General features: G+C 65.6%; 19 protein-coding genes. 11 read left to right on the top strand and 8 right to left on the bottom strand.

Annotated elements, in window-relative coordinates:
- Positions 1-3 precede the first annotated feature (3 nt).
- Both VCS63_RS01060 and VCS63_RS01055 read right to left on the bottom strand, forming a co-directional pair.
- Positions 4-570 (bottom strand): hypothetical protein, encoded by a 567-nt coding sequence (locus VCS63_RS01060; RefSeq protein WP_042796131.1) that lies wholly within the window; start codon positions 568-570, stop codon positions 4-6.
- Positions 571-607: 37 nt separating this feature from the next.
- Positions 608-1,195, bottom strand: a complete 588-nt coding sequence (locus VCS63_RS01055) for a TIGR00730 family Rossman fold protein (RefSeq protein WP_042796132.1) — start codon at positions 1,193-1,195, stop codon at positions 608-610.
- Positions 1,196-1,414: 219 nt separating this feature from the next.
- Between VCS63_RS01055 and VCS63_RS01050 the strand changes: the two genes are divergently transcribed.
- Entirely contained in the window at positions 1,415-1,975 is a 561-nt protein-coding gene (locus VCS63_RS01050; RefSeq protein ID WP_042796133.1) for a ferritin-like domain-containing protein, read from the top strand.
- On the opposite strand, the gene VCS63_RS01045 is transcribed toward VCS63_RS01050, so the two are convergent.
- Positions 1,972-2,373 carry a helix-turn-helix domain-containing protein gene (locus VCS63_RS01045; RefSeq protein ID WP_323878049.1) on the bottom strand — a complete coding sequence of 134 codons (402 nt, stop codon included), beginning with the start codon at positions 2,371-2,373 and terminating at the stop codon, positions 1,972-1,974. The two genes, VCS63_RS01050 and VCS63_RS01045, sit on opposite strands and share 4 nt — an antisense overlap.
- 81 nt (positions 2,374-2,454) lie before the next feature.
- On the opposite strand from VCS63_RS01045, the gene VCS63_RS01040 reads away from it, so the two are divergent.
- A complete protein-coding gene (locus VCS63_RS01040; RefSeq protein ID WP_042796135.1) occupies positions 2,455-2,772 on the top strand; it encodes a DMT family transporter in 318 nt (105 codons plus the stop codon).
- A gap of 16 nt (positions 2,773-2,788) precedes the next feature.
- On the opposite strand, the gene rimO is transcribed toward VCS63_RS01040, so the two are convergent.
- The 3 genes from rimO to VCS63_RS01025 all read right to left on the bottom strand — a co-directional run bounded on the left by rimO (position 2,789) and on the right by VCS63_RS01025 (position 5,408).
- Positions 2,789-4,126 (bottom strand): 30S ribosomal protein S12 methylthiotransferase RimO, encoded by a 1,338-nt coding sequence (rimO, locus tag VCS63_RS01035; RefSeq protein WP_042797516.1) that lies wholly within the window; start codon positions 4,124-4,126, stop codon positions 2,789-2,791.
- 178 nt (positions 4,127-4,304) lie between these two features.
- The gene (locus VCS63_RS01030) at positions 4,305-4,565 is read right to left on the bottom strand and encodes a helix-turn-helix domain-containing protein (protein ID WP_042796137.1); all 261 of its coding nucleotides are present in this window, start codon (positions 4,563-4,565) and stop codon (positions 4,305-4,307) included.
- A gap of 204 nt (positions 4,566-4,769) precedes the next feature.
- Positions 4,770-5,408 (bottom strand): LysE family translocator, encoded by a 639-nt coding sequence (locus VCS63_RS01025; RefSeq protein ID WP_042796138.1) that lies wholly within the window; start codon positions 5,406-5,408, stop codon positions 4,770-4,772.
- Between the two features lie 93 nt (positions 5,409-5,501).
- Between VCS63_RS01025 and rsmB the strand changes: the two genes are divergently transcribed.
- From rsmB to VCS63_RS00990, 7 genes are all read left to right on the top strand, one after another.
- Positions 5,502-6,839, top strand: a complete 1,338-nt coding sequence (gene rsmB, locus VCS63_RS01020; protein WP_063960171.1) for a 16S rRNA (cytosine(967)-C(5))-methyltransferase RsmB — start codon at positions 5,502-5,504, stop codon at positions 6,837-6,839.
- 39 nt (positions 6,840-6,878) lie between these two features.
- Positions 6,879-7,469 (top strand): DUF4390 domain-containing protein, encoded by a 591-nt coding sequence (locus VCS63_RS01015; protein WP_082884668.1) that lies wholly within the window; start codon positions 6,879-6,881, stop codon positions 7,467-7,469.
- On the top strand, positions 7,466-9,784 hold the full coding sequence (locus VCS63_RS01010) for a sensor histidine kinase (RefSeq protein ID WP_042796139.1): 2,319 nt from the start codon (positions 7,466-7,468) through the stop codon (positions 9,782-9,784). Before VCS63_RS01015 ends, VCS63_RS01010 begins: the two co-directional genes overlap by 4 nt.
- Before the next feature lie 11 nt (positions 9,785-9,795).
- Positions 9,796-10,488 carry a response regulator gene (locus VCS63_RS01005; RefSeq protein ID WP_042796140.1) on the top strand — a complete coding sequence of 231 codons (693 nt, stop codon included), beginning with the start codon at positions 9,796-9,798 and terminating at the stop codon, positions 10,486-10,488.
- On the top strand, positions 10,485-11,864 hold the full coding sequence (trkA, locus tag VCS63_RS01000) for a Trk system potassium transporter TrkA (protein WP_054457730.1): 1,380 nt from the start codon (positions 10,485-10,487) through the stop codon (positions 11,862-11,864). Before VCS63_RS01005 ends, trkA begins: the two co-directional genes overlap by 4 nt.
- Positions 11,865-11,915: 51 nt before the next feature.
- Positions 11,916-13,385, top strand: coding sequence for a TrkH family potassium uptake protein (locus VCS63_RS00995; protein WP_063641397.1), 1,470 nt, complete (start codon positions 11,916-11,918; stop codon positions 13,383-13,385).
- Positions 13,386-13,760: 375 nt separating this feature from the next.
- Complete coding sequence (locus tag VCS63_RS00990; protein WP_042796141.1) at positions 13,761-15,005, top strand: YbdK family carboxylate-amine ligase; 1,245 nt, start codon at positions 13,761-13,763, stop codon at positions 15,003-15,005.
- Between the two features lie 60 nt (positions 15,006-15,065).
- On the opposite strand, the gene VCS63_RS00985 is transcribed toward VCS63_RS00990, so the two are convergent.
- The gene (locus VCS63_RS00985; protein ID WP_042796142.1) at positions 15,066-15,998 is read right to left on the bottom strand and encodes a methyltransferase domain-containing protein; all 933 of its coding nucleotides are present in this window, start codon (positions 15,996-15,998) and stop codon (positions 15,066-15,068) included.
- A gap of 239 nt (positions 15,999-16,237) precedes the next feature.
- Between VCS63_RS00985 and VCS63_RS00980 the strand changes: the two genes are divergently transcribed.
- Together VCS63_RS00980 and VCS63_RS00975 are read left to right on the top strand one after the other, a co-directional pair.
- Positions 16,238-16,789: a ComF family protein gene (locus tag VCS63_RS00980; RefSeq protein WP_416379177.1), complete on the top strand. Its 552-nt coding sequence runs from the start codon at positions 16,238-16,240 to the stop codon at positions 16,787-16,789.
- A gap of 78 nt (positions 16,790-16,867) precedes the next feature.
- Entirely contained in the window at positions 16,868-17,338 is a 471-nt protein-coding gene (locus VCS63_RS00975) for a tRNA (cytidine(34)-2'-O)-methyltransferase (RefSeq protein WP_042796144.1), read from the top strand.
- A gap of 50 nt (positions 17,339-17,388) precedes the next feature.
- Here VCS63_RS00975 and VCS63_RS00970 read toward each other — a convergent pair whose 3' ends face one another.
- Positions 17,389-18,381, bottom strand: a complete 993-nt coding sequence (locus tag VCS63_RS00970) for a Bug family tripartite tricarboxylate transporter substrate binding protein (RefSeq protein WP_042796145.1) — start codon at positions 18,379-18,381, stop codon at positions 17,389-17,391.
- Between the last annotated feature and the right edge of the window lie 42 nt (positions 18,382-18,423).

Raw genomic sequence — 18,423 nt, 5'->3', positions numbered from 1 at the left:
TCTCTAGATGCCGTTGGGATGCAGCAGATAGTGGACAACGGGCGCCAGCGCCTCGAGCGGCGGCGCGCTGGACACGACGCGGGCGGCGTTGGTCCAGGGATAGTCCAGCCCCAGCAGCCAGCCGAACACCGCTTCCATGTCGTGGGCGGGCAATGACACCATGGTCTCGATGGTGATGACGAGATGAGTGGCGCGATAGGGCTCCGCCTGGAACTCCCAGTCGTAGCGGCCACAGCCCACGCGCACATTGCCGGTGGCCTTTTCCGTCATGCCGACGATCCAGTCGCACTGGTAGGTAGGCAGCCGGGATCCCGCCTCGGGGCGCGCCAGGTAGAACGTGTAGACGTTGTCGTAGGTCTGGCCGAACTTGCGCACCAGCGTGTCGGTTATTGCGGCCAGGCCATGGGACTCGGGCGGAAAAGCGATGGCCTGCGTGCGCAAGGCCATCTTCAGCACCGCATCCGGGGCGAACGCGCGGGCCATGTAGTGCGGGCGGTTCTCGTCCTTGGCGTGAAAGTAGTCGCGCAGTACGGACTCGGTGCTCGCGGGAGTCAACGCATGGGTAGACATTGCGGGGCTTCCGTTGGGGTCTGGTTAGGGGAGGGCTTCAGGCCTTGATCTGTTCGAACCATTTCGAGACATTGGGCGGTTCGTACATGGCGTAGCGGTCCAGCAGCAAGGCGGGATCCTCCTCCACGACCAGCATATCGCGATGCTGGGGGCGGATGAATTCTTCCTCGACCGCGTGGTCCACGAACTGGACCAGCGCATCGTAGTAGCCGGCGATGTTCAGCAGGCCGCAGGGTTTCTGGTGCATATTCAGTTGCGCCCAGGTCCAGACTTCGAAGAACTCTTCCAGGGTGCCCGCGCCGCCCGGCAACGCGATGAATCCGTCGGCCTTTTCCATCATCATGGCCTTGCGCTCGTGCATGTTCTGCACCAGGTGCAGTTCGGTCAGGCCACGGTGCGCCTGCTCTTTCTTCATCAGCAGCTCGGGGATCACGCCGATCACGCGGCCGCCGCCAGCCAGCACCTCATTGGCCACCACGCCCATGATGCCTACGACCGAACCGCCATACACCAATCCCAGATCGCGCCGCACCAGTTCCCGGGCCAGCACGCGGGCCTGTTCGATGTAGTCCGGCCGGGCGCCCGGGTTCGAGCCGCAATACACGCAGATGTTCTTCAGAGTCATAGATATTGGGTGATGCCTATCCCGTTACAGATTGCGTCACGGGTTTTGGGAAGCCCATAGTTTACGCAAGGTTCGAAAACCGTTTTGACCACCCCAATTTAGGGGCCGGAGGCAATGTTTGGACACAGCATGTTCCGCCACGATCGGTAGACTGGGTTGTTCGGAGAGACTGGAAATCCAGTGTCGCAGTGCTTTCACTTAACCAAGAGGAGCCACGATATGGAACAAGCAACCCGTACCCCCCAACAGGCCGGCCGCCCGTTCGAGATGGACGTCAAGGCGATACGCGCCAAGGCGCGCCAGGACATCGAGTCCGGTGCCGTGACCGACACCTATCGCGCCGATCGCCAGACCGTGCTGAAGCTGCTGAACGAGGCCTTGGCCACGGAGATCGTCTGTGTGCTGCGCTACAAGCGCCATTACTTCATGGCGCGCGGACTGAACGCCGAGCCCGTGGCCGCGGAATTCGCGGAGCATGCCACGCAGGAACAGGATCATGCCGACAGGCTGTCGGAACGCATCGTGCAGTTGGGCGGCGAGCCCAATCTGTCGCCCAAGGGCCTGCTGGAGCGCAGCCACTCCGAGTACGTCGAAGGAACGTCGCTGGAGGACATGATCAAGGAAAACCTGATCGCCGAGCGTATCGCCATCGATAGCTATCGCCAGATGATCGAATACATCGGTGAGCAGGACTCCACCACCCGCCGCCTGCTGGAAGACATCTTGGCCGTGGAAGAAGAGCACGCCGACGACATGTCGGACTTCCTGGCCAAGCGTTAGCGCGCGCGCTGCGCTGCCGCGGCGCGCGCGTCGTGGTGGCGCGCCGCCGCGTCGAGCGCCGCATGATGCGCTTCGGCCCAGCGGTCCAATGCGATCAAGGCCACGTTCAGGGACTGGCCCAGCTCGCTCAGCCGGTAGCTCACATGCGGCGGCACGGTGCCCAGGTCTTCGCGCAGCACCAGGCCATGGCGCTCCAGCTCCCTGAGCGTCTGCGTCATGACCTTTTGCGAAATTCCATCCAGCCGGCGCAGCAGCTCGTTGTTGCGCAGAGGACCTTGCTCCAGCGCGGGCAGGATCAGCGGCACCCATTTCCCGGCGATCAATTCCAGCGCGCGCCGCGACGGGCATGATGCGTCGAAGACGTCGCCTGCGGACGGGGATATCGAGGGCTTTTTCATGGTTACCAAAAGGTGCGTACTTGTCCTTTGGTAACTATAGTCTCTAAGCTAGCGGTTCCCTAATCCTGGCAGGAGGCCGTGATGGCCTGGTTGATTCTGGTCGCCGCGAGCGCGGTGGAAATCGTGATGGCGCTGGCATTGAAGTATGCGGACGGGTGGACGCGTTTCTGGCCCAGCGTGATCGGCATTGCCGCCGCGCTCGGCAGCGTGTTCCTGCTTACGTTGGCCATGAAGCAGCTGCCCGCGGGCACGGCCTATGCCATCTGGACGGGCATCGGGTCCGTGGGCATTACCGTGCTGGGGATCATGCTGTTCGGGGATTCGCCATCGGCCGCGCGCCTGCTTTGCATCGCGATGATCGTGGGCGGGGTGGCGGGGCTCAAACTGCTGGAAGCCTGAGCCCCGGGGACCGAGTTCAGATCGTGTCGGCCCAGAGGTCGTACTCGTCGGAATCGGTGACGCGGGCGCGCACCAGATCGCCCGCCTTCAGGGGCTTGTCCGAACTGACATAGACGCAGCCGTCGATCTCGGGCGCGTCAGCGCTGCTGCGGCCCACGGCGCCATCTTCGTCCACTTCGTCGATCAGCACGTCGATCTCGCGGCCCACTTTCTTTTCCAGGCGCGCGGTGGAGATCGATTGCTGCAGCTCCATGAAGCGTTCCCAGCGATCTTGCTTGACTTCGTCCGGCACGGGATTATCCAGCAGGTTCGCGGGCGCGCCTTCCACCGGCGAATATTGGAAACAGCCCACACGGTCCAGTTGCGCTTCCTGCATCCAGTCCAGCAGGTACTGGAAGTCTTCCTCGGTTTCGCCGGGGAAGCCAACGATAAAGGTGGAGCGTATCGTCAGGTCCGGGCAGATCTCGCGCCAGCGCTTGATGCGGGCCAGGGTCTTGTCCTCGAAGGCCGGGCGCTTCATGGCCTTCAGGATGCGCGGGCTGGCGTGCTGGAACGGGATGTCCAGGTAGGGCAGGATCTTGCCCTCGGCCATCAGTGGAATCACCTCGTCCACGTGGGGATACGGATACACGTAATGCAGGCGTGTCCAGACGCCCATATCGGACAAGGCCGTACAGAGTTCGGTCATGCGCGTCTTCACCGGACGGCCATTCCAGAAACCGCTGCGGTACTTGACGTCCACGCCATAGGCGCTGGTGTCCTGCGAGATCACCAGCAGTTCCTTCACGCCAGCCTTGACGAGGCGCTCGGCTTCGCTCAGCACGTCGCCCACCGGCCGGCTGACGAGGTCGCCGCGCATGGAGGGGATGATGCAGAAGCTGCAGCGGTGATTACAGCCTTCCGAGATCTTCAGATAGGCATAGTGGCGCGGCGTGAGCTTGATGCCTTGCGGCGGCACCAGGTCCAGATACGGATTGTGGTCCTTCTTGGGGGGCGCGGCCTGATGCACGGCGCGCACCACTTCTTCATATTGTTGCGGGCCGGTCACCGCCAGCACGCTGGGGTGCACGTCGCGGATCACCGATTCCTCGACGCCCATGCACCCGGTCACGATGACCTTGCCGTTCTCGGCGAGGGCTTCGCCAATGGCTTCCAGCGATTCCGCCTTGGCGCTGTCGATGAAACCACAGGTATTGACGACGACCACGTCCGCGTCGTTGTATTCGGGCGTGACGACGTACCCTTCGGTGCGCAGTTGGGTCAGGATGCGTTCGGAGTCGACCAGGGCCTTGGGACATCCCAGGGAAACGAATCCCACCCGTGGGGTTCGGCCGTCGGCGTTGGCGGCGGCGATGGTGTCGGCCAGGGCGGAGGTGGCGGACGCGTTCGCGTCAGCGTTGTTGGCCTTGCCGGGGCCCTTGCCAGGCCGGGAAGTTTCGAGGATTTCCAATGTAGTTCACCAAAAAATCGCGCGGCGAGCAGGTGGCGCGGCGGATGTGTTGTTCGTGTTAAGCGAGGCCGGGCGGCGGGCCTCAAATAGGTTCAGCGTGTTCGTTGGCGGGCCACGGGGGCAGCTCTCGCAGGGTCTCGGGATGCAACATGGCTACTTGCAGCAGGGTTTTCGCCGCGCCCGAGGGAGTGCGCCGCCCTTGCTCCCAATCCTGCAGGGTGCGTACGCTCACGCCCAGCAATTCAGCGAAATCTGTTTGCGGCAGGCCCACGCGGCTGCGTGCTTCGCTGATATGCGACGCCTGCCACGGTGCGCTGGACGCAGTCGGGGCTGCATTCTTCATGGATCTTCAAAAGTCGGGTGGCGCCTGTGTGATGTCCCGGGTTCAGGGCGTTGCGCCGTGATGGCGGCGTAGGCGAATTTTGAATTATACGGCATTGCCGTAGTCCCGAGGGCGGGAGTCCATGCGGAATGGGAACTGCCGGTGGATTGACGGGCCTTGGAATGCTTTCTGCCCGGCAGTGCACGCCTTCCCACTATGAGAAGTTCAAGAGAGCGGCGTACTGCGCCGGTATAGCGCCAGCGTTCCCGCCAGTCCGATCAGCAAGCCGCCGCACACTCGGTTCAGCCAACGCAGGCCGGCGCCCTGGAAGGCGCGCACCATTTGCGCGCCCAGCGTCGCGTAGGCCAGCATCACGGCGACATTCATCAGCGCCATGACGCTGGCCAGCACGGCGTACTGCGCGAGCAGGGGCGCGGCCGGATTGATGAACTGGGGCAGGAAGGCTGACATGAACAGCAGCGCCTTCGGGTTGGTCAGGGCCACCGCGAAGCTGCGCAGGCCCAACGCCAGGCCGGCGGGGCGCCGGATTTCCGCTTGCGCGGCCGGCATGACCAGCGCCGCGTCCGAGCGCAGCATCTTCCAGCCCAGGTAGGCGAGGTAGGCCGCGCCCACCCATTTGATGAGCTGGAAGGCGATTTCGGACGCCGCCAGCACTACGCCCAGGCCTGAAGCGACCGCGCCGATCAGGACCAGGTCGGCCAGCACCGCGCCGCCCATGCCCCAGCAGGCAGCGCGCACGCCATGACGCGACCCGTTGCTCATCGCGAGCAGGACGGTGGGACCCGGGGTGATGATGGTGACGGCCGAGGCCAGGATGAACAGCAGCAGGGTGGCAAGGGTCATTGGGTGGCTCCGTGGCTGGGGCCAGTGTGCCGCGACGGCCGCCGTTCGTCCAGGTCCGGCTACCATAGCGGTCTTATCTCCTGAATTCGCATCATGTCCACCCGTCCCGACTCCCCCAATCTGGCCCCTCCGCTGTCTTCCGTCCTGCTTTCCAGCGCGGAGGTGGTCGAAGGCGTGCTGGACGGCCGTTCGCTGACGGACGCGCTGGCCGACGTGGAGTCGTCCCTGCGGCCCGCCACGCAGGCCTTGTCGTTCCATGCCATGCGCTACCTGGGCTGGGCCGACGCCGTAGGCCGCGAGATGGTGCAGCGCTATCCCAGCGTGCTGTTCGAATCCTTGCTGCTGGTGGCGCTGACCCTGTTGAAGGAAGAAGGCGAGGCCGCCTCGGCCCTGCCGGGCATGCCGGTCTACGCCGCGCACACGGTAGTGGATCAGGCGGTGACCGCCGCGTCCCGCACCCGCGCCCTGGCTTCCTATAAAGGCATGCTCAACGCCTGCCTGCGCCGTTTCCTGCGGGAGCGCGCGGCCCTGGGAGCCGCCGTTGCCGACAGCCCTGAGGCGCAATGGAATCACCCCGGCTGGTGGGTCAAGCAGCTCAGCGTGGCCTACCCGCAGCAATGGCGCGAGATCCTGGCTGCGGCCAATCTGCCCGCTCCGCTGACCTTGCGCGTCAACCGGCGCCGCGCCAGCCGCGAGCAGGTACTGGCGGCCTTCCAGGCTGCCGGCCTTGCCGCCGAAGCCGTCGGACAGGCCGGCCTGGTGCTGGCCACCCCCAAGCCGGTGACGCAATTGCCCGGTTTCGCCGAAGGCTGGTGGTCGGTGCAGGACGCCGGCGCGCAGCTGGCGGCCGAATTGCTGGCGCCCGCGGATGGCATGCGCGTGCTGGATGCCTGCTCGGCGCCGGGCGGCAAGACCGCACATCTGCTGGAGCTGGCCGATATCGACCTGCTGGCCCTGGACGCCGACGCCAGCCGGCTGGACCGCGTCGGGCAGAACCTGGACCGGCTGGGCCTGGCAAGCAACCGTGTCCAGTTGAAAGCGGCTGATGCCGCCGATCTGGACGCCTGGTGGGACGGCAAGCCGTTTGATGCCGTGTTGGCCGATGTGCCCTGCACGGCGTCGGGCATCGTGCGGCGCCATCCGGACATCCGCTGGCTGCGGCGCGAGAACGACGTGCGTCGCACGGCCACGCTGCAGGCCAGGATCCTGGATGCGCTCTGGCGCACCGTGGCGCCCGGGGGGCGGCTGCTCTACGTGACCTGCTCGATCTTCCCTATCGAGGGAACCCGCCAGGCACTGGAGTTCATGCAGCGGCACCCCGAGGCGCTGCGGCTGGATGCGCCCGGCCAGTTGCTCCCCGTTGCTGTCGATGCAACACCCGCGGCCCAGCATGACGGGTTTTTCTATGCCTTGTTTGCCAAGCAGTCCTGAATCGCCAAGAATAGGGGCATGACGTAGTTCCGGTGCCGTATGTCCATTATTCCGCGCTTATTTCTCGGGTTGTTGCTCGTATCTGCCTTGCTTTCCTTTGTGCCGGGCGGCGAGGCGCATGGGGCCGAACCCAAGGTCACCGAGGTTCGCCCGGCGGTGCGCGACGGTAAGCTCGAAATCGACGCGGACATCGAGTTCGAATTGAACTCCCAGTTGCGGGAAGCGGCCCAGCGTGGGGTGCCGCTGTATCTCACCGCCGATCTCACCATCACGCGTGAACGCTGGTGGTGGTTCGACAAGTCCCTAGTTGACACTTCCCGTACGTGGCGCATCATCTACAACGCCCTGACCCGGCAGTGGCGCGTGGGCGTGGGCGAGCTGACCTTCCCGGTCGCCTCGCTGGATGACGCCATGGGCGTCATCCGCCACATCCGCAACTGGCCGGTGGCGGACGCCGGCGACTTCGACGCCGACGTCCTGTACGGCGGCCAACTGCGCCTGCGCCTGGATACCTCGCTGCTGCCGCGGCCCTTCCAGGTCAACGCCCTGAACAGCAGTTCTTGGGTGCAGGCCACTCCCTGGATGGACTTCACGTTCGTGCTCAGCGACAAGGAGAAAGACCCATCATGAGGCTTTTGCTTCGGCTGGCCCTGATGGTAGGCGCGGTAAGCGGCCTGGCGCTGCTGGGGTTGCTGGCGTGGTCCACCGGAAACGCCTCGCGCTTTGCGCGCTATTACGACACGTTGCTGGTGCTGAACGGCATTTTTGCGCTGGCACTCTTCATCTGGGTGGTCGCGCTGACCGTGCGGTTAGCCCGGCAGATTCGCAGGCGGCAGTTCGGCGCTCGCTTGACGGCCCGTTTTTCGCTGGCGTTCGCGTTGATCGGCGTGGTGCCCGGCGCGCTGATCTACACCGTGTCGGTGCAGTTCATGTCGCGCTCGATCGAATCCTGGTTCAACGTGCGCGTGGACACGGCCCTGGAAGCCGGCCTGAACCTGGGCCGCGCCGCGCTGGATTCGCTGCTGGCGGATCTGGACGCCCGCGCGCGCTCCATGGCCATGGAATTGAACCGCAGCTCCGACAGCGGCGTGACGCTGGCCTTGACGCGCTTGCGCGAGGCCAATGGCGTGCAGGAAGCCATGGTGTTCACGGGCAGCGGGCGCATGATCGCGTTCTCGACCAGCCAGTACGGCCAGTTGCTGCCGGCCACGCCGCCATCCACCGTCATGAACCAGCTGCGGCTGGCGCGCGGCTACTCGGCCGCTGAAGCCGACGACCCCGTGGCGCCTGGCGCCGAAGGCGGCCTGCATTTGCGCGTGGTGATTCCGCTTACCGGTCCGGACCGCTACGACAACCTGCTGGGACCGGCCTCCGAACCTCGCTGGCTGCAGCTGCTGCAGCCGGTGCCCGAGCAGATCGCCCATAACGCCAACCTGGTGCAGCAGGGCTTTCGCGACTACCAAGAGCTGGCGCTGTCGCGGCTGGGCCTGCGCAAACTCTATGGCATCACCCTGACCCTGGCCCTGTTGCTGGCGGCGTTTGGCGCCATCGCCGTGGCGCTGTCGTTGTCCAAGCGGTTGGTGCGGCCGCTGCTCAGCCTGGCCGGCGGCACGCAGGCCGTTGGGGTGGGCGACTACCGGCCGCTGCCCGAACCGCCGGAACGCGACGAAGTCGGCCAGCTCACGCGGTCCTTCAATGCCATGACGCGCCAGCTCGACGAGGCCCGCCGCATGGTCGAGAGCAACCGCCAGCAGCTGGAGCGTTCCAATGTCTATCTGGAAAGCGTGCTGTCGAACCTGTCCTCCGGGGTGCTGGTGTTTGACGAATCTTTCCGCGTCACCACCGTCAACCAGGGCGCCCAGACCATATTGGGCGCGGACCTGCGCTCGGTGATCGGCCGTCCGCTGGAGACGGTGAGCGGCATGCTGGAGTTCGCCAACATCGTGCGGCAGGCATTTTCCGCCCATGCCGCGGTGGGCTCCGAACGCCAACATTGGCAGCAGCAATTTGAAATCGCCCCGGGCCAGGGCGACGCGCCCGCCGCGGCGCAACCCCTGACCCTGCTTGCGCGCGGCACCCACCTGCGCGTGGATGGGCGCGGCAACGGCTATCTGGTGGTGTTCGACGATATCACCGAAGTGATCTCGGCCAACCGGACCGTGGCCTGGGGCGAGGTCGCCCGCCGCCTGGCGCACGAGATCAAGAACCCGCTGACGCCGATCCAGCTGTCGGCTGAACGCCTGGCCATGAAGCTGGAGGGCAAGCTGCCCCCCGCCGAGGCGCAGATTGTCGAGCGTTCCACCAATACCATCGTCAATCAGGTGGCGTCGCTCAAGCAGATGGTGGACGACTTCCGCGAATACGCCCGCACGCCGCCCGCCGTGATGCAGCGGATCGATTTCAACGCCCTGGTGGCCGACGTGCTGTCGCTGTACGGGTGGGACCCCGAAGGCGGTTCGCCGCGCCTGGCTGCCGAGAAGGCCCTGAACCTGGACGTGACGCTGGCGCCGGACCTCCCGCCCATCGAGGGCGATCCCACCCAGTTGCGCCAGGTGATCCACAATCTGATGTCCAACGCCCGCGACGCGATCGCCGAGCAGGGCGGGCAAGGCCGGGTCAGCGTGACCACGCAGCTCATGCGCAGCGAACAGCCCGACCGGGCGGCCCATCAGGCGCTCAGGTTCACCGTCGCCGACACGGGACCGGGCTTTCCGCCCCAGGTCATGCAGCGCGCGTTCGAGCCCTACGTCACCACCAAGTCCCACGGGACTGGGTTAGGATTGGCTATCGTACGCAAGATCGTGGAAGAACACGGCGGCCGTATAGACCTTGCCAACCGCAAGGAAGGGGGCGCGCGGATCTCCATATTGTTGACCCGGCTGGCGTCCGAGGCCGATACTATGGACGCGACCGCGCAAGAAAAGGATAATGCGGCTACGCAATAGGTGGATGCTTTATGGCCAGAATTCTGGTGGTTGACGACGAAGTCGGTATACGCGAGCTTTTGTCGGAAATCCTATACGACGAAGGACACACGGTCGAGCTGGCTGAAAACGCGGCGCAAGCGCGCGCCGCACGCTTGCGCATGCGTCCAGACCTGGTGTTGCTGGACATCTGGATGCCCGACACGGACGGCGTCAGCCTGCTCAAGGAGTGGGGCTCACAAGGCCTGCTCGACATGCCCGTGATCATGATGAGCGGTCACGCCACCATCGATACGGCAGTCGAAGCCACGCGCATCGGCGCCATGGATTTCCTCGAAAAGCCGATCACGCTGCAGCGCCTGTTGAAAACCGTCGCCGCCGGCTTGGCGCGCGGCCGCGCGCCGCACCCGGCGCCCGCCGCTGCGCATCCGGCAGTCGCCAGCGCCGCCGTCGCGCTGGAAGACGAACTGGATCCTCCGGTCCTGGCCGCCGCTCCCGCCAACGAAGTTCCGGTCACCTCCAATGGCCAACTGGGCAGCATCTCGCTGGACCAGCCGCTGCGCGAAGCGCGCGATGAATTCGAGCGCATCTATTTCGAATACCACCTGGTTCGCGAAAGCCACAGCATGACCCGGGTGTCGGAACGCACCGGGCTGGAACGTACCCATCTGTACCGCAAGCTCAAGCAATTGGGCATCGAGTCCGCCCGCAAGCGGAGCTCATGAAGATCCTGATCATGGGCGCTGGTCGCGTAGGCACCAGCGTGGCCGAGAACCTGGTGTCCGAAGAGAACGACATCACGGTGATCGATTCGGATCCCGTCCAATTGCAATACCTGCAAGAACACTTTGACCTGCGGGTCGTCCACGGCGACGGCTCGCAGGTATCGGTGCTGGAAGCCGCCGGCGCCGCCGACACCGACCTGCTGATCGCCTGTGCCGCGTCCGATTCGGCCAACATGGTGGCCTGCAAGATCGCGCGCCAGTTGTTCAATATTCCCCGCCGCATTGCCCGCATCCGCTCGGTCGAGTTCGCCGAACACCCGGAACTCATGAGCGAAGAGGGCTTTTGCATCGATGCGCTGATCAGCCCCGAGCGTAGCGTTACCACGTATCTGCACAGCCTGATCGAGTTTCCAGAGGCGCTGCAGGTGGTGGAGTTCGCCGAAGGCCGGGTCAGCGTCGTGACGGTGCGGGTCGGGGCGGGCAGCCCCATGGCCCATTCCCCCGTCGACAAGCTGCGCGATGTCTGGCCCGACGTCAAAGCGCGCGTGATCGATGTGCTGCGCGGCGGCCGGCCGCTGAGGGCTGGCAGTGGCACGGTGGTCGCCCCGGGCGACGAAGTGGTGCTGGTGGTGGATTCGCGCGATGCGCGCCGCGCGGTGCGGCAGCTGCGTGAAGCCGAACGCGCCGTGCGCCGCGTGATGATCGCGGGCGGGGGCAATATCGGCCTGCGCCTGGCGCGCCAACTGGCCGAGGAAAAATACAGCGTCCGCATCATCGAACGCGACCAGAAGCGCTGCGAGTACCTGGCGACCCAGTTGCCCGACAGTGTGCTGGTCCTGCACGGCAGCGGCACGGACGAAGCGCTGCTGGAACGCGAGAACATCGAAGACATGGACACGTGGCTGGCGCTGACCAGCGACGACGAAGACAACATCATGTCCTCCCTGCTTGCCAAGCGGCTGGGTGCGCGCAAGGTGATCGCGCTGATCAACCGCCAGGCCTACGGCGAATTGATGCAGGGCAGCCATATCGATATCGCGGTGTCGCCGTCCCAGGCCACCATGAGCGAACTCCTGCGCCACGTGCGCCGCGGCGACGTGGCCGCCGTGCACCGGCTGCGCCAGGGCGTGGCGGAAGCGCTGGAGGCCATCGCCCATGGCGACCGCTCCACTTCCAAGGTGGTCGGGCGCGCGGTCGGCCAGATCAGCCTGCCCAAGGGCGCCAGCATCGGCGCGCTGGTGCGCGAGGACGAGATCATCCTGCCGGACGCCGATACCGTGATCGAATCCGACGACCACGTCATTGTCTTCGTGCCCTCGCGCCGGCAGATGCCGCGCGTGGAAAAGCTGTTCCAAGTTTCGGCGTCCTTCTTCTGATGCGCGCCGCTTCCTTCCTTCTGCGCGAGCCGCGCGCGGCCGGATAGCTCCATGAAGCGCGTCCTGGGCACCCTCTATATCCTGGGTCTGACGATGGTGATGTTCGCCCTCACCATGCTGATCCCCTTGACCGTCGCCTATGTCGGGGGCGATGCGGCGCGCGAGGCGTTCCTGGACGGCTTCCTGATCTCGGTGGGCATCGGCGGGGGGCTGGCGGCCGTGACGCGTCGCGCCCGTTGCGAGCTGCGGGCGCGGGACGGTTTCGTGCTGGTGTCGGCCGTGTGGGCGGGCCTGCCCCTGCTGGCTGCCATTCCGCTGCTGCTCTACTTCCACGGCGCCGGCTTGCCGCTGTCGTTCACCGGCGCCTACTTCGAGGCCATGTCGGGCCTGACCACTACCGGCGCCACGGTCCTGACCAACCTGGACACGCTGCCCGCCTCGATCAACCTGTGGCGCGCCACGCTGATCTGGATCGGCGGCATGGGCATCCTGGTGCTGGCCGTGGCCATCCTGCCCCTGCTCGGAGTGGGCGGGCATCAGGTGGTGCGGGCGGAAACGCCCGGCCCGATGAAGGACGAACGGCTCACGCCTCGCATCGCCAGCACCGCCAAGGCGTTGTACGCGGTCTATTTCGTCTTTTCCATCCTGTGCTTCCTGGCCTATCGGGCGGTGGGGTTATCGTGGTTTGAAGCCTGGTGTCACATGGCCACTACCATGGGTCTGGGAGGCTTTTCCACTTGGGACGACGGTTTCGCCCATTTCGATTCCGTGGCGGTGGAAATGGTGGCAATGGTGTTCATGCTGATTGCCGGCATCAACTTCGCCACCCACTTCAACGCCTTCCGCCAGCGCAGCGGGCGTGCCTATCTGCGGTGTCCGGAGGCGATTCCCTACCTGGTCGTGGTGCTGGGGGTTGGCCTCGTCATCTCCGTGTTCCTGTTCCTGAAAGGGGTCTATACCGATCCGCTGCAGGCGCTGCGCTACGGCATGTTCAACACGATTTCCATGGCTACCACCACGGGCTACGCCAATACCGACTTCGCGCAGTGGCCGCTGTTCGCCCCGTTGACCATGTTGCTGCTGTCGGGTTTTGCCACGTCGGCGGGGTCCACCGGGGGCGGCATCAAGATGATCCGGGCGATCCTCCTGGTCAAACAGGCCCGCAACGAGCTGGTAACAATGTTGCATCCACACGCCGTGAGTCCGGTGCGCATCAATGGCCGGGCGGTCGAGACCCGCACCATGTCCTCCGTACTGGCGTTCATGCTGTTCTACGGCCTTTCCATTGCGGTTTTCACGAGCCTGCTGCTGCTCTCCGGCCTGGACCCGATCACGGCTTTCTCGGCCGTTTTCGCCAGCGTCAACAACACCGGTCCCGGGCTCGGCCCGGTAGGCCCCATGGGCAATTTTGCCGTGCTCTCCGATTTCCAGATCTGGGTCTGCACCTTCGCGATGCTGATCGGGCGCCTGGAGCTGCTGACAGTGCTGGTGCTCTTCACCCCGATCTTCTGGCGGAAATAGGCGGCGGCGCGGCCCGCACGCTGCGCACGCTACGCGCGCTTGCTGCCCCGACGAAGCCGCGGATTTCTTAGGTAATAACCCTAAAAAGGGTTTTCCCACCCCCTCCCGAAAGCCCCGTCCTGGCTACCTATGCGGGCATCGCGGGCCGGGAGGCCGCGCCATTTCTACGCCGTGAGCACTCGCTCACTTTCCTTCACAGGGAAAAACCGATTGCTTCGTGATGTTGCACATAAATGTCACGATTTTCCATCTTTTTGCCATAAAACAGCGGCTATCATGCGTGCACAAGCTGCCGTCTAGTGCCCCCCGGGAAGTTTCCGGGCTTCAAGGTCGAACGGCGCATACCCTCATCAAACATTCAGAAAGGAGTCCGAGATGGAACAGATCCCGTTCATTTCGTCGGCCCCCAACACCCTGGGCATCGAGCTCGAGCTGCAACTGATAGACCCCCGCAGTTTTGACCTGACCGCAGCCTCGGACGAGCTGCTGGCCCAAATGGCCAACCATCCCATCGCCGACCGCGTTAAACCGGAAATCACGCGGTCCATGATCGAACTGAACTCCTCGGTGCATGAGCACCCCATGGGCCTCTTGGCCGAGATGCGCGAAATGCGCGATGCGCTGATCGAAGCGGCGGACGCCGTGGGCGTGTCGGTTGCCGGCGGCGGCGCACATCCTTTCATGCGCTGGCAAGAGCGCTCTATTTCGGACACCCCGCGCTTCCAGTACCTGGCCGAAATGTACGGTTACCTGGCGCGTCAATTTACGGTTTTCGGCCAGCACATCCACCTGGGCGTCAAAAGTGGCGACGATTCCATCAAACTGTTGCGCCGCCTGTCGCCCTATGTGCCGCATTTCATCGCGCTGTCGGCCTCGTCGCCGTATTGCGAGGGCGTGGATACGCTGTTCTCGTGCTCGCGCCTGAACGCGGTCAACAGCTTCCCGCTGGCCGGGCACATGCCGCCCGAAGTGAAGGATTGGTACCAGTTCGAGGCGCATCTGGCGCAGCTGCGAGCCTACGGCCTGGCGGAAAGCATCAAGGACCTGTACTGGGACATCCGTCCGAAGCCGGAATTCGGCACCGTCGAGATCCGCGTTTGCGATACGCCGCTGACAGTCGAGCGCGCCTGCCAGATCGCGGCCTTTGCCCAAGCCCTGGCAGTGCTGCTGATGCGCGAGGGCGATCCCGGCGACGGCGCCTGGCTGTCCTATCGCAGCAACCACTTCCAGGCCTGCCGCTTTGGCCTGCAAGGCAGTTACGTGACGCCTGACGGCCAGCGCCTGCGGCTGATGGACCACCTGCGCAACCTGTTCCAGCGTCTGATGCCGGTGGCCGAGGAACTGGGCACGGGCGACATGATCGCCGCCTTGCGCGATGAATCCATGCGCAGCGGCAACGATTCCCGCTGGCTGCGCAGCCAGTTCCATCGCTTGCGCGATCTGCCGCTGGTGGTGGAAGCCATGTCCAGTGCATGGCGGGGCATTGCTTCGCCCGGGGTAGGACCGGCCGAGCCCACGGCAGTCCTGAGAAGGCGCATCCGCGCGACCTCCGAGCCCATGTCGTCGCTGCCGGCTTCCGAGCCGGGGGTCAGCGTGCCCATTCCGGAACGTCTGCACTGACAAGGCGGCCGGCAGGCGAAAGCGTGCCGGCCATGCCCGCTGAGCGCGGCGTGGCCGGGTTCAGGGAGCCCGGTGCCGGCCGCCGATGGCGCTGACCGACAGCCGGGTTTCGCCGGCCGTGGTGCGATGCGCGGCCGCGCGCCAGGCATGACCGTAAGCCACCTCGATGCTCAGGACGATCAGGCCGTCCGGCCGGCGCTGCGCTTCCAATGCGCCGCAAAGACGGTCGCGCCAGTCCCGGCCCACCAATCCGCCGCGCCGGCCTTCGGCAGGGTTGCCGCCCAGCGCGCGCACGTCCTGCAGCAGCTTTTCGGGGCTGCGGTAGGTCAGGGTCAGGATCTCCTGGTCCATGACCGGGTCCGCGAAGCCGTTTTCCACCAGCAAGTCGCCGAAGTCATGCATGTCCACGAAGGATGGCGTGGCTGTGCGCAGGCCGGCGTCGTCCAGGGCCTGCCGCAGCTCGCGCAGCGTGGCCGGTCCCAGACAGGAAAACATGGCCAATCCGCCCACTTTCAGGATACGCCGCCATTCCGCCAGCACGGCGTGGGGGGCGCGGTGCCAGTGCATGGCCAGGTTGGACCAGACCAATTCCAGCGATTCGGGCGCCAGGCCCGTGCCCGCCAGGTCGGCGTTGACGAAGGCCGGAGCGGCCGGACCGCGCCGCGCCAGCTTGCCGATCCAGGCCGACAGACCGGCCGGCGCATGGCGCTTGCGCGCCTGCTCCAGCAGCGGTTCACAGTTGTCCAGGCCGGTATAGGCGGCGTCGGGATAGCGTTCGCGCAGCAGCGGCAGGTTGTCGCCCGCGCCGCAGCCTGCGTCCAGCATCGCCTGGGGCTGGACACGAATGTATTGCAGGCGCCCCAGCATGCGGCGGGCGACTTCCCCATAGAGAAACTGGGCGTCGGACAGGTCGCCGCGGCGGGCGAACTGCCTGGGGACGTCGGCGCTGACGATGGGCAGGGTGGGGAGCGTTGCGGATTCTGGCAGGGACATTTCGGTCGCGTCCGCGTCTTCGTCGCGGGCGGATCATGGTTTCATGAGGGATGGCATCCATTATTGCGCATCCCGGCCGCGGCTTCCGATTGCCCCTACGGGCAATGGGGCGGTGGCTGTTGTCGCGGGTAGGCTGTGATTGCCCGTTGTGCGGCGCCCGCGTGGCCGGCGCGCGCCTTTGCGAGGGGTGCGAGGCGGATATCCGCGGGGGGCCGCCGCCGCGTTGCCCTCGTTGCGCCTTGGCGCAGCGGCCGGACACGCCGCATTGTGCCGCCTGCCTGGGCACGCCCTGGGCGTTTTCGCGCACGGTCGCGGCCTTTGACTATGCGCCGCCCGCCGATACGCTGATCCTGATGCTCAAGACCCGGCTACGGCTCAGCATGGCGCCCGTGCTTGCCCGGCTGATCGCTGCGGCGGCGGCTCGCGACGCTCCCTTGCCGGACGGCGCCTTGCTGGTGGCCATACCGGCCAGCCGTGCGTCGCTGCGCCAACGCGGCATGAATCCGGCCGCCGAAATCGCCCGCAGCCTCGCGGCCGAGCTCAACCTGCAGGTGGCGCGCGGGCTATTGCGGCGCGGGCGCGAAGCCCCCCGGCAGACCGGACAGGGCCGCCGCGCCCGCCGGCTTGGGGCGCAAAACGTGTTTTATTGCGTGGGCGACGTCCGCGGACGGCACGTGCTTGTCGTGGACGACGTCATGACCACGGGCAGCACGGCCAATGATGCGGCTTCGGCGCTACTGGCCGCCGGAGCGGCGAGCGTCACGATGCTGGTGGCCGCGCGCACCCCCTGAGTCCGTCCCCGGGTAAATCGGCGACAATTCCGGGTGTGCGGCATCTCCAGCCGCAAGCCGTCTTGAGTTCCTAGCGCCATGTTCCACGTCATCCTCGTCTGTCCCGAAATTCCCCCCAATACCGGCAACGCCATCCGCTTGTGCGCCAATACGGGCGCGCAGCTGCACCTGGTGCGCCCCTTGGGGTTTGAGCTCGACGATGCCCGCATGCGCCGCGCGGGGCTGGACTACCACGAATGGCAGCCTGTCCGCGTGCATGACTCGCTGCAGGAGGCCTTGGCCGACACGGGCGCCGCGCCATCCAGCATCTACGCACTGACCACGCATGCGCAGCGCAGCGTGGCGGATATCGGCTTCAAGCCGGGCGATGTGTTCGTGTTTGGGCGGGAAACGGCGGGCTTGTCGGAAGAACATCAGGCGATGTTTCCGCCCCAGCAGCGCCTGCGGCTGCCGATGCGTGCCGGCCAGCGCAGTCTGAACCTGTCCAATGCCGTCGCGGTGACGGTGTTCGAGGCCTGGCGCCAGCAGGGGTATGAAGGGGGAGTGTGATGGGGGCGCGTTGCATCCAACGCGCATGACCCATCAACGTGGCGCCGGAATCAATCCAGCGACAGATTCAGCTTTTCGATCACCTGGTCCCAGCGCGCCTTTTCGTTCTTGATACGCGCGGTGAGGGCTTCGGGCGTGGACGGCGCGGGCGTGAAGTACTGCAGTGCCAGCTGTTTGCGCACCGCTTCGCTGTCGATGATGCGCGCCAGTTCGCTGTTGAGCCGTTCGACGATAGGCGTGGGCGTGCCGGCCGGAACCAGTACGGCGTTCCAGGAAATGGCTTCGAAATCGGGATAGCCCTGGGATGCCATCGTAGGCACGCCCGGCAGTGCTTCGCTGGGCTGCAGGCTGGTCACTGCCAGCAGCTTCACCTTGCCGTCACGCGCCTGGGGCACGGCGATGGCAGGCACCATGAAACCGGCCTGAACGTCGCCACCGATGATGGCCGAGATGACCTGCGGAAAACCGGAATACGGAATATGGGCCAGGTCCACGCCGGCGCTTTCCTTGAACATTTCCATCGCCAGGTGAGCCGAGCTGCCCGGGCCGACGGAACCGTAGTTCAGCGAATTACCGCGGCCCTTCACCAGCGTGACGAAGTCCTTGACGTTATCGACCTTCAAGCTGCTGGGCACCACCAGCACATTGGGGCTGGTGCCCACCAGCGAGACCGGTTGCAGGTCGCGCAGCGGGTCGTAGCCCAGCGTCTTCTTGTACAGCGTGGGCGCCGTGACCAGAGGGCCGTTGATCGTGTAGAGCAGGGTGTAACCGTCCGGTTTGGCCTGGGACACGATGCGGGTGCCGATGTTGCCGCCGGCGCCCGGCTTGTTGTCGATCACGATGGGCTGGCCCAGCGCCTGGGACAGCGGTTCCGAAATCGTGCGCGCCAGGATGTCGGGCGACGAGCCGGGCGGGAAGGGGACGACCATGTGGATCGGACGGTCGGGCCAGTCGGCGTGGGCGGCAGCCGGCAGGATGGCGGCCAGGCTGAGGCACAGGCCGCGTAGCAGCGGGCCGACCCGGAACTTGCGGGTTTGCGTCATGAAGGATGTCTCCTCGGGGTTGTGCGGGGTGTTTGTTTTTTT

The organism is Achromobacter sp. D10 (genome assembly GCF_035282245.1).
In the GTDB taxonomy this organism is placed as follows: Bacteria; Pseudomonadota; Gammaproteobacteria; order Burkholderiales; family Burkholderiaceae_B; genus Achromobacter; species Achromobacter insolitus.
Note: the sequence above shows the minus strand (reverse complement) of the source record. Positions and strands in the feature narration are given on the sequence as shown.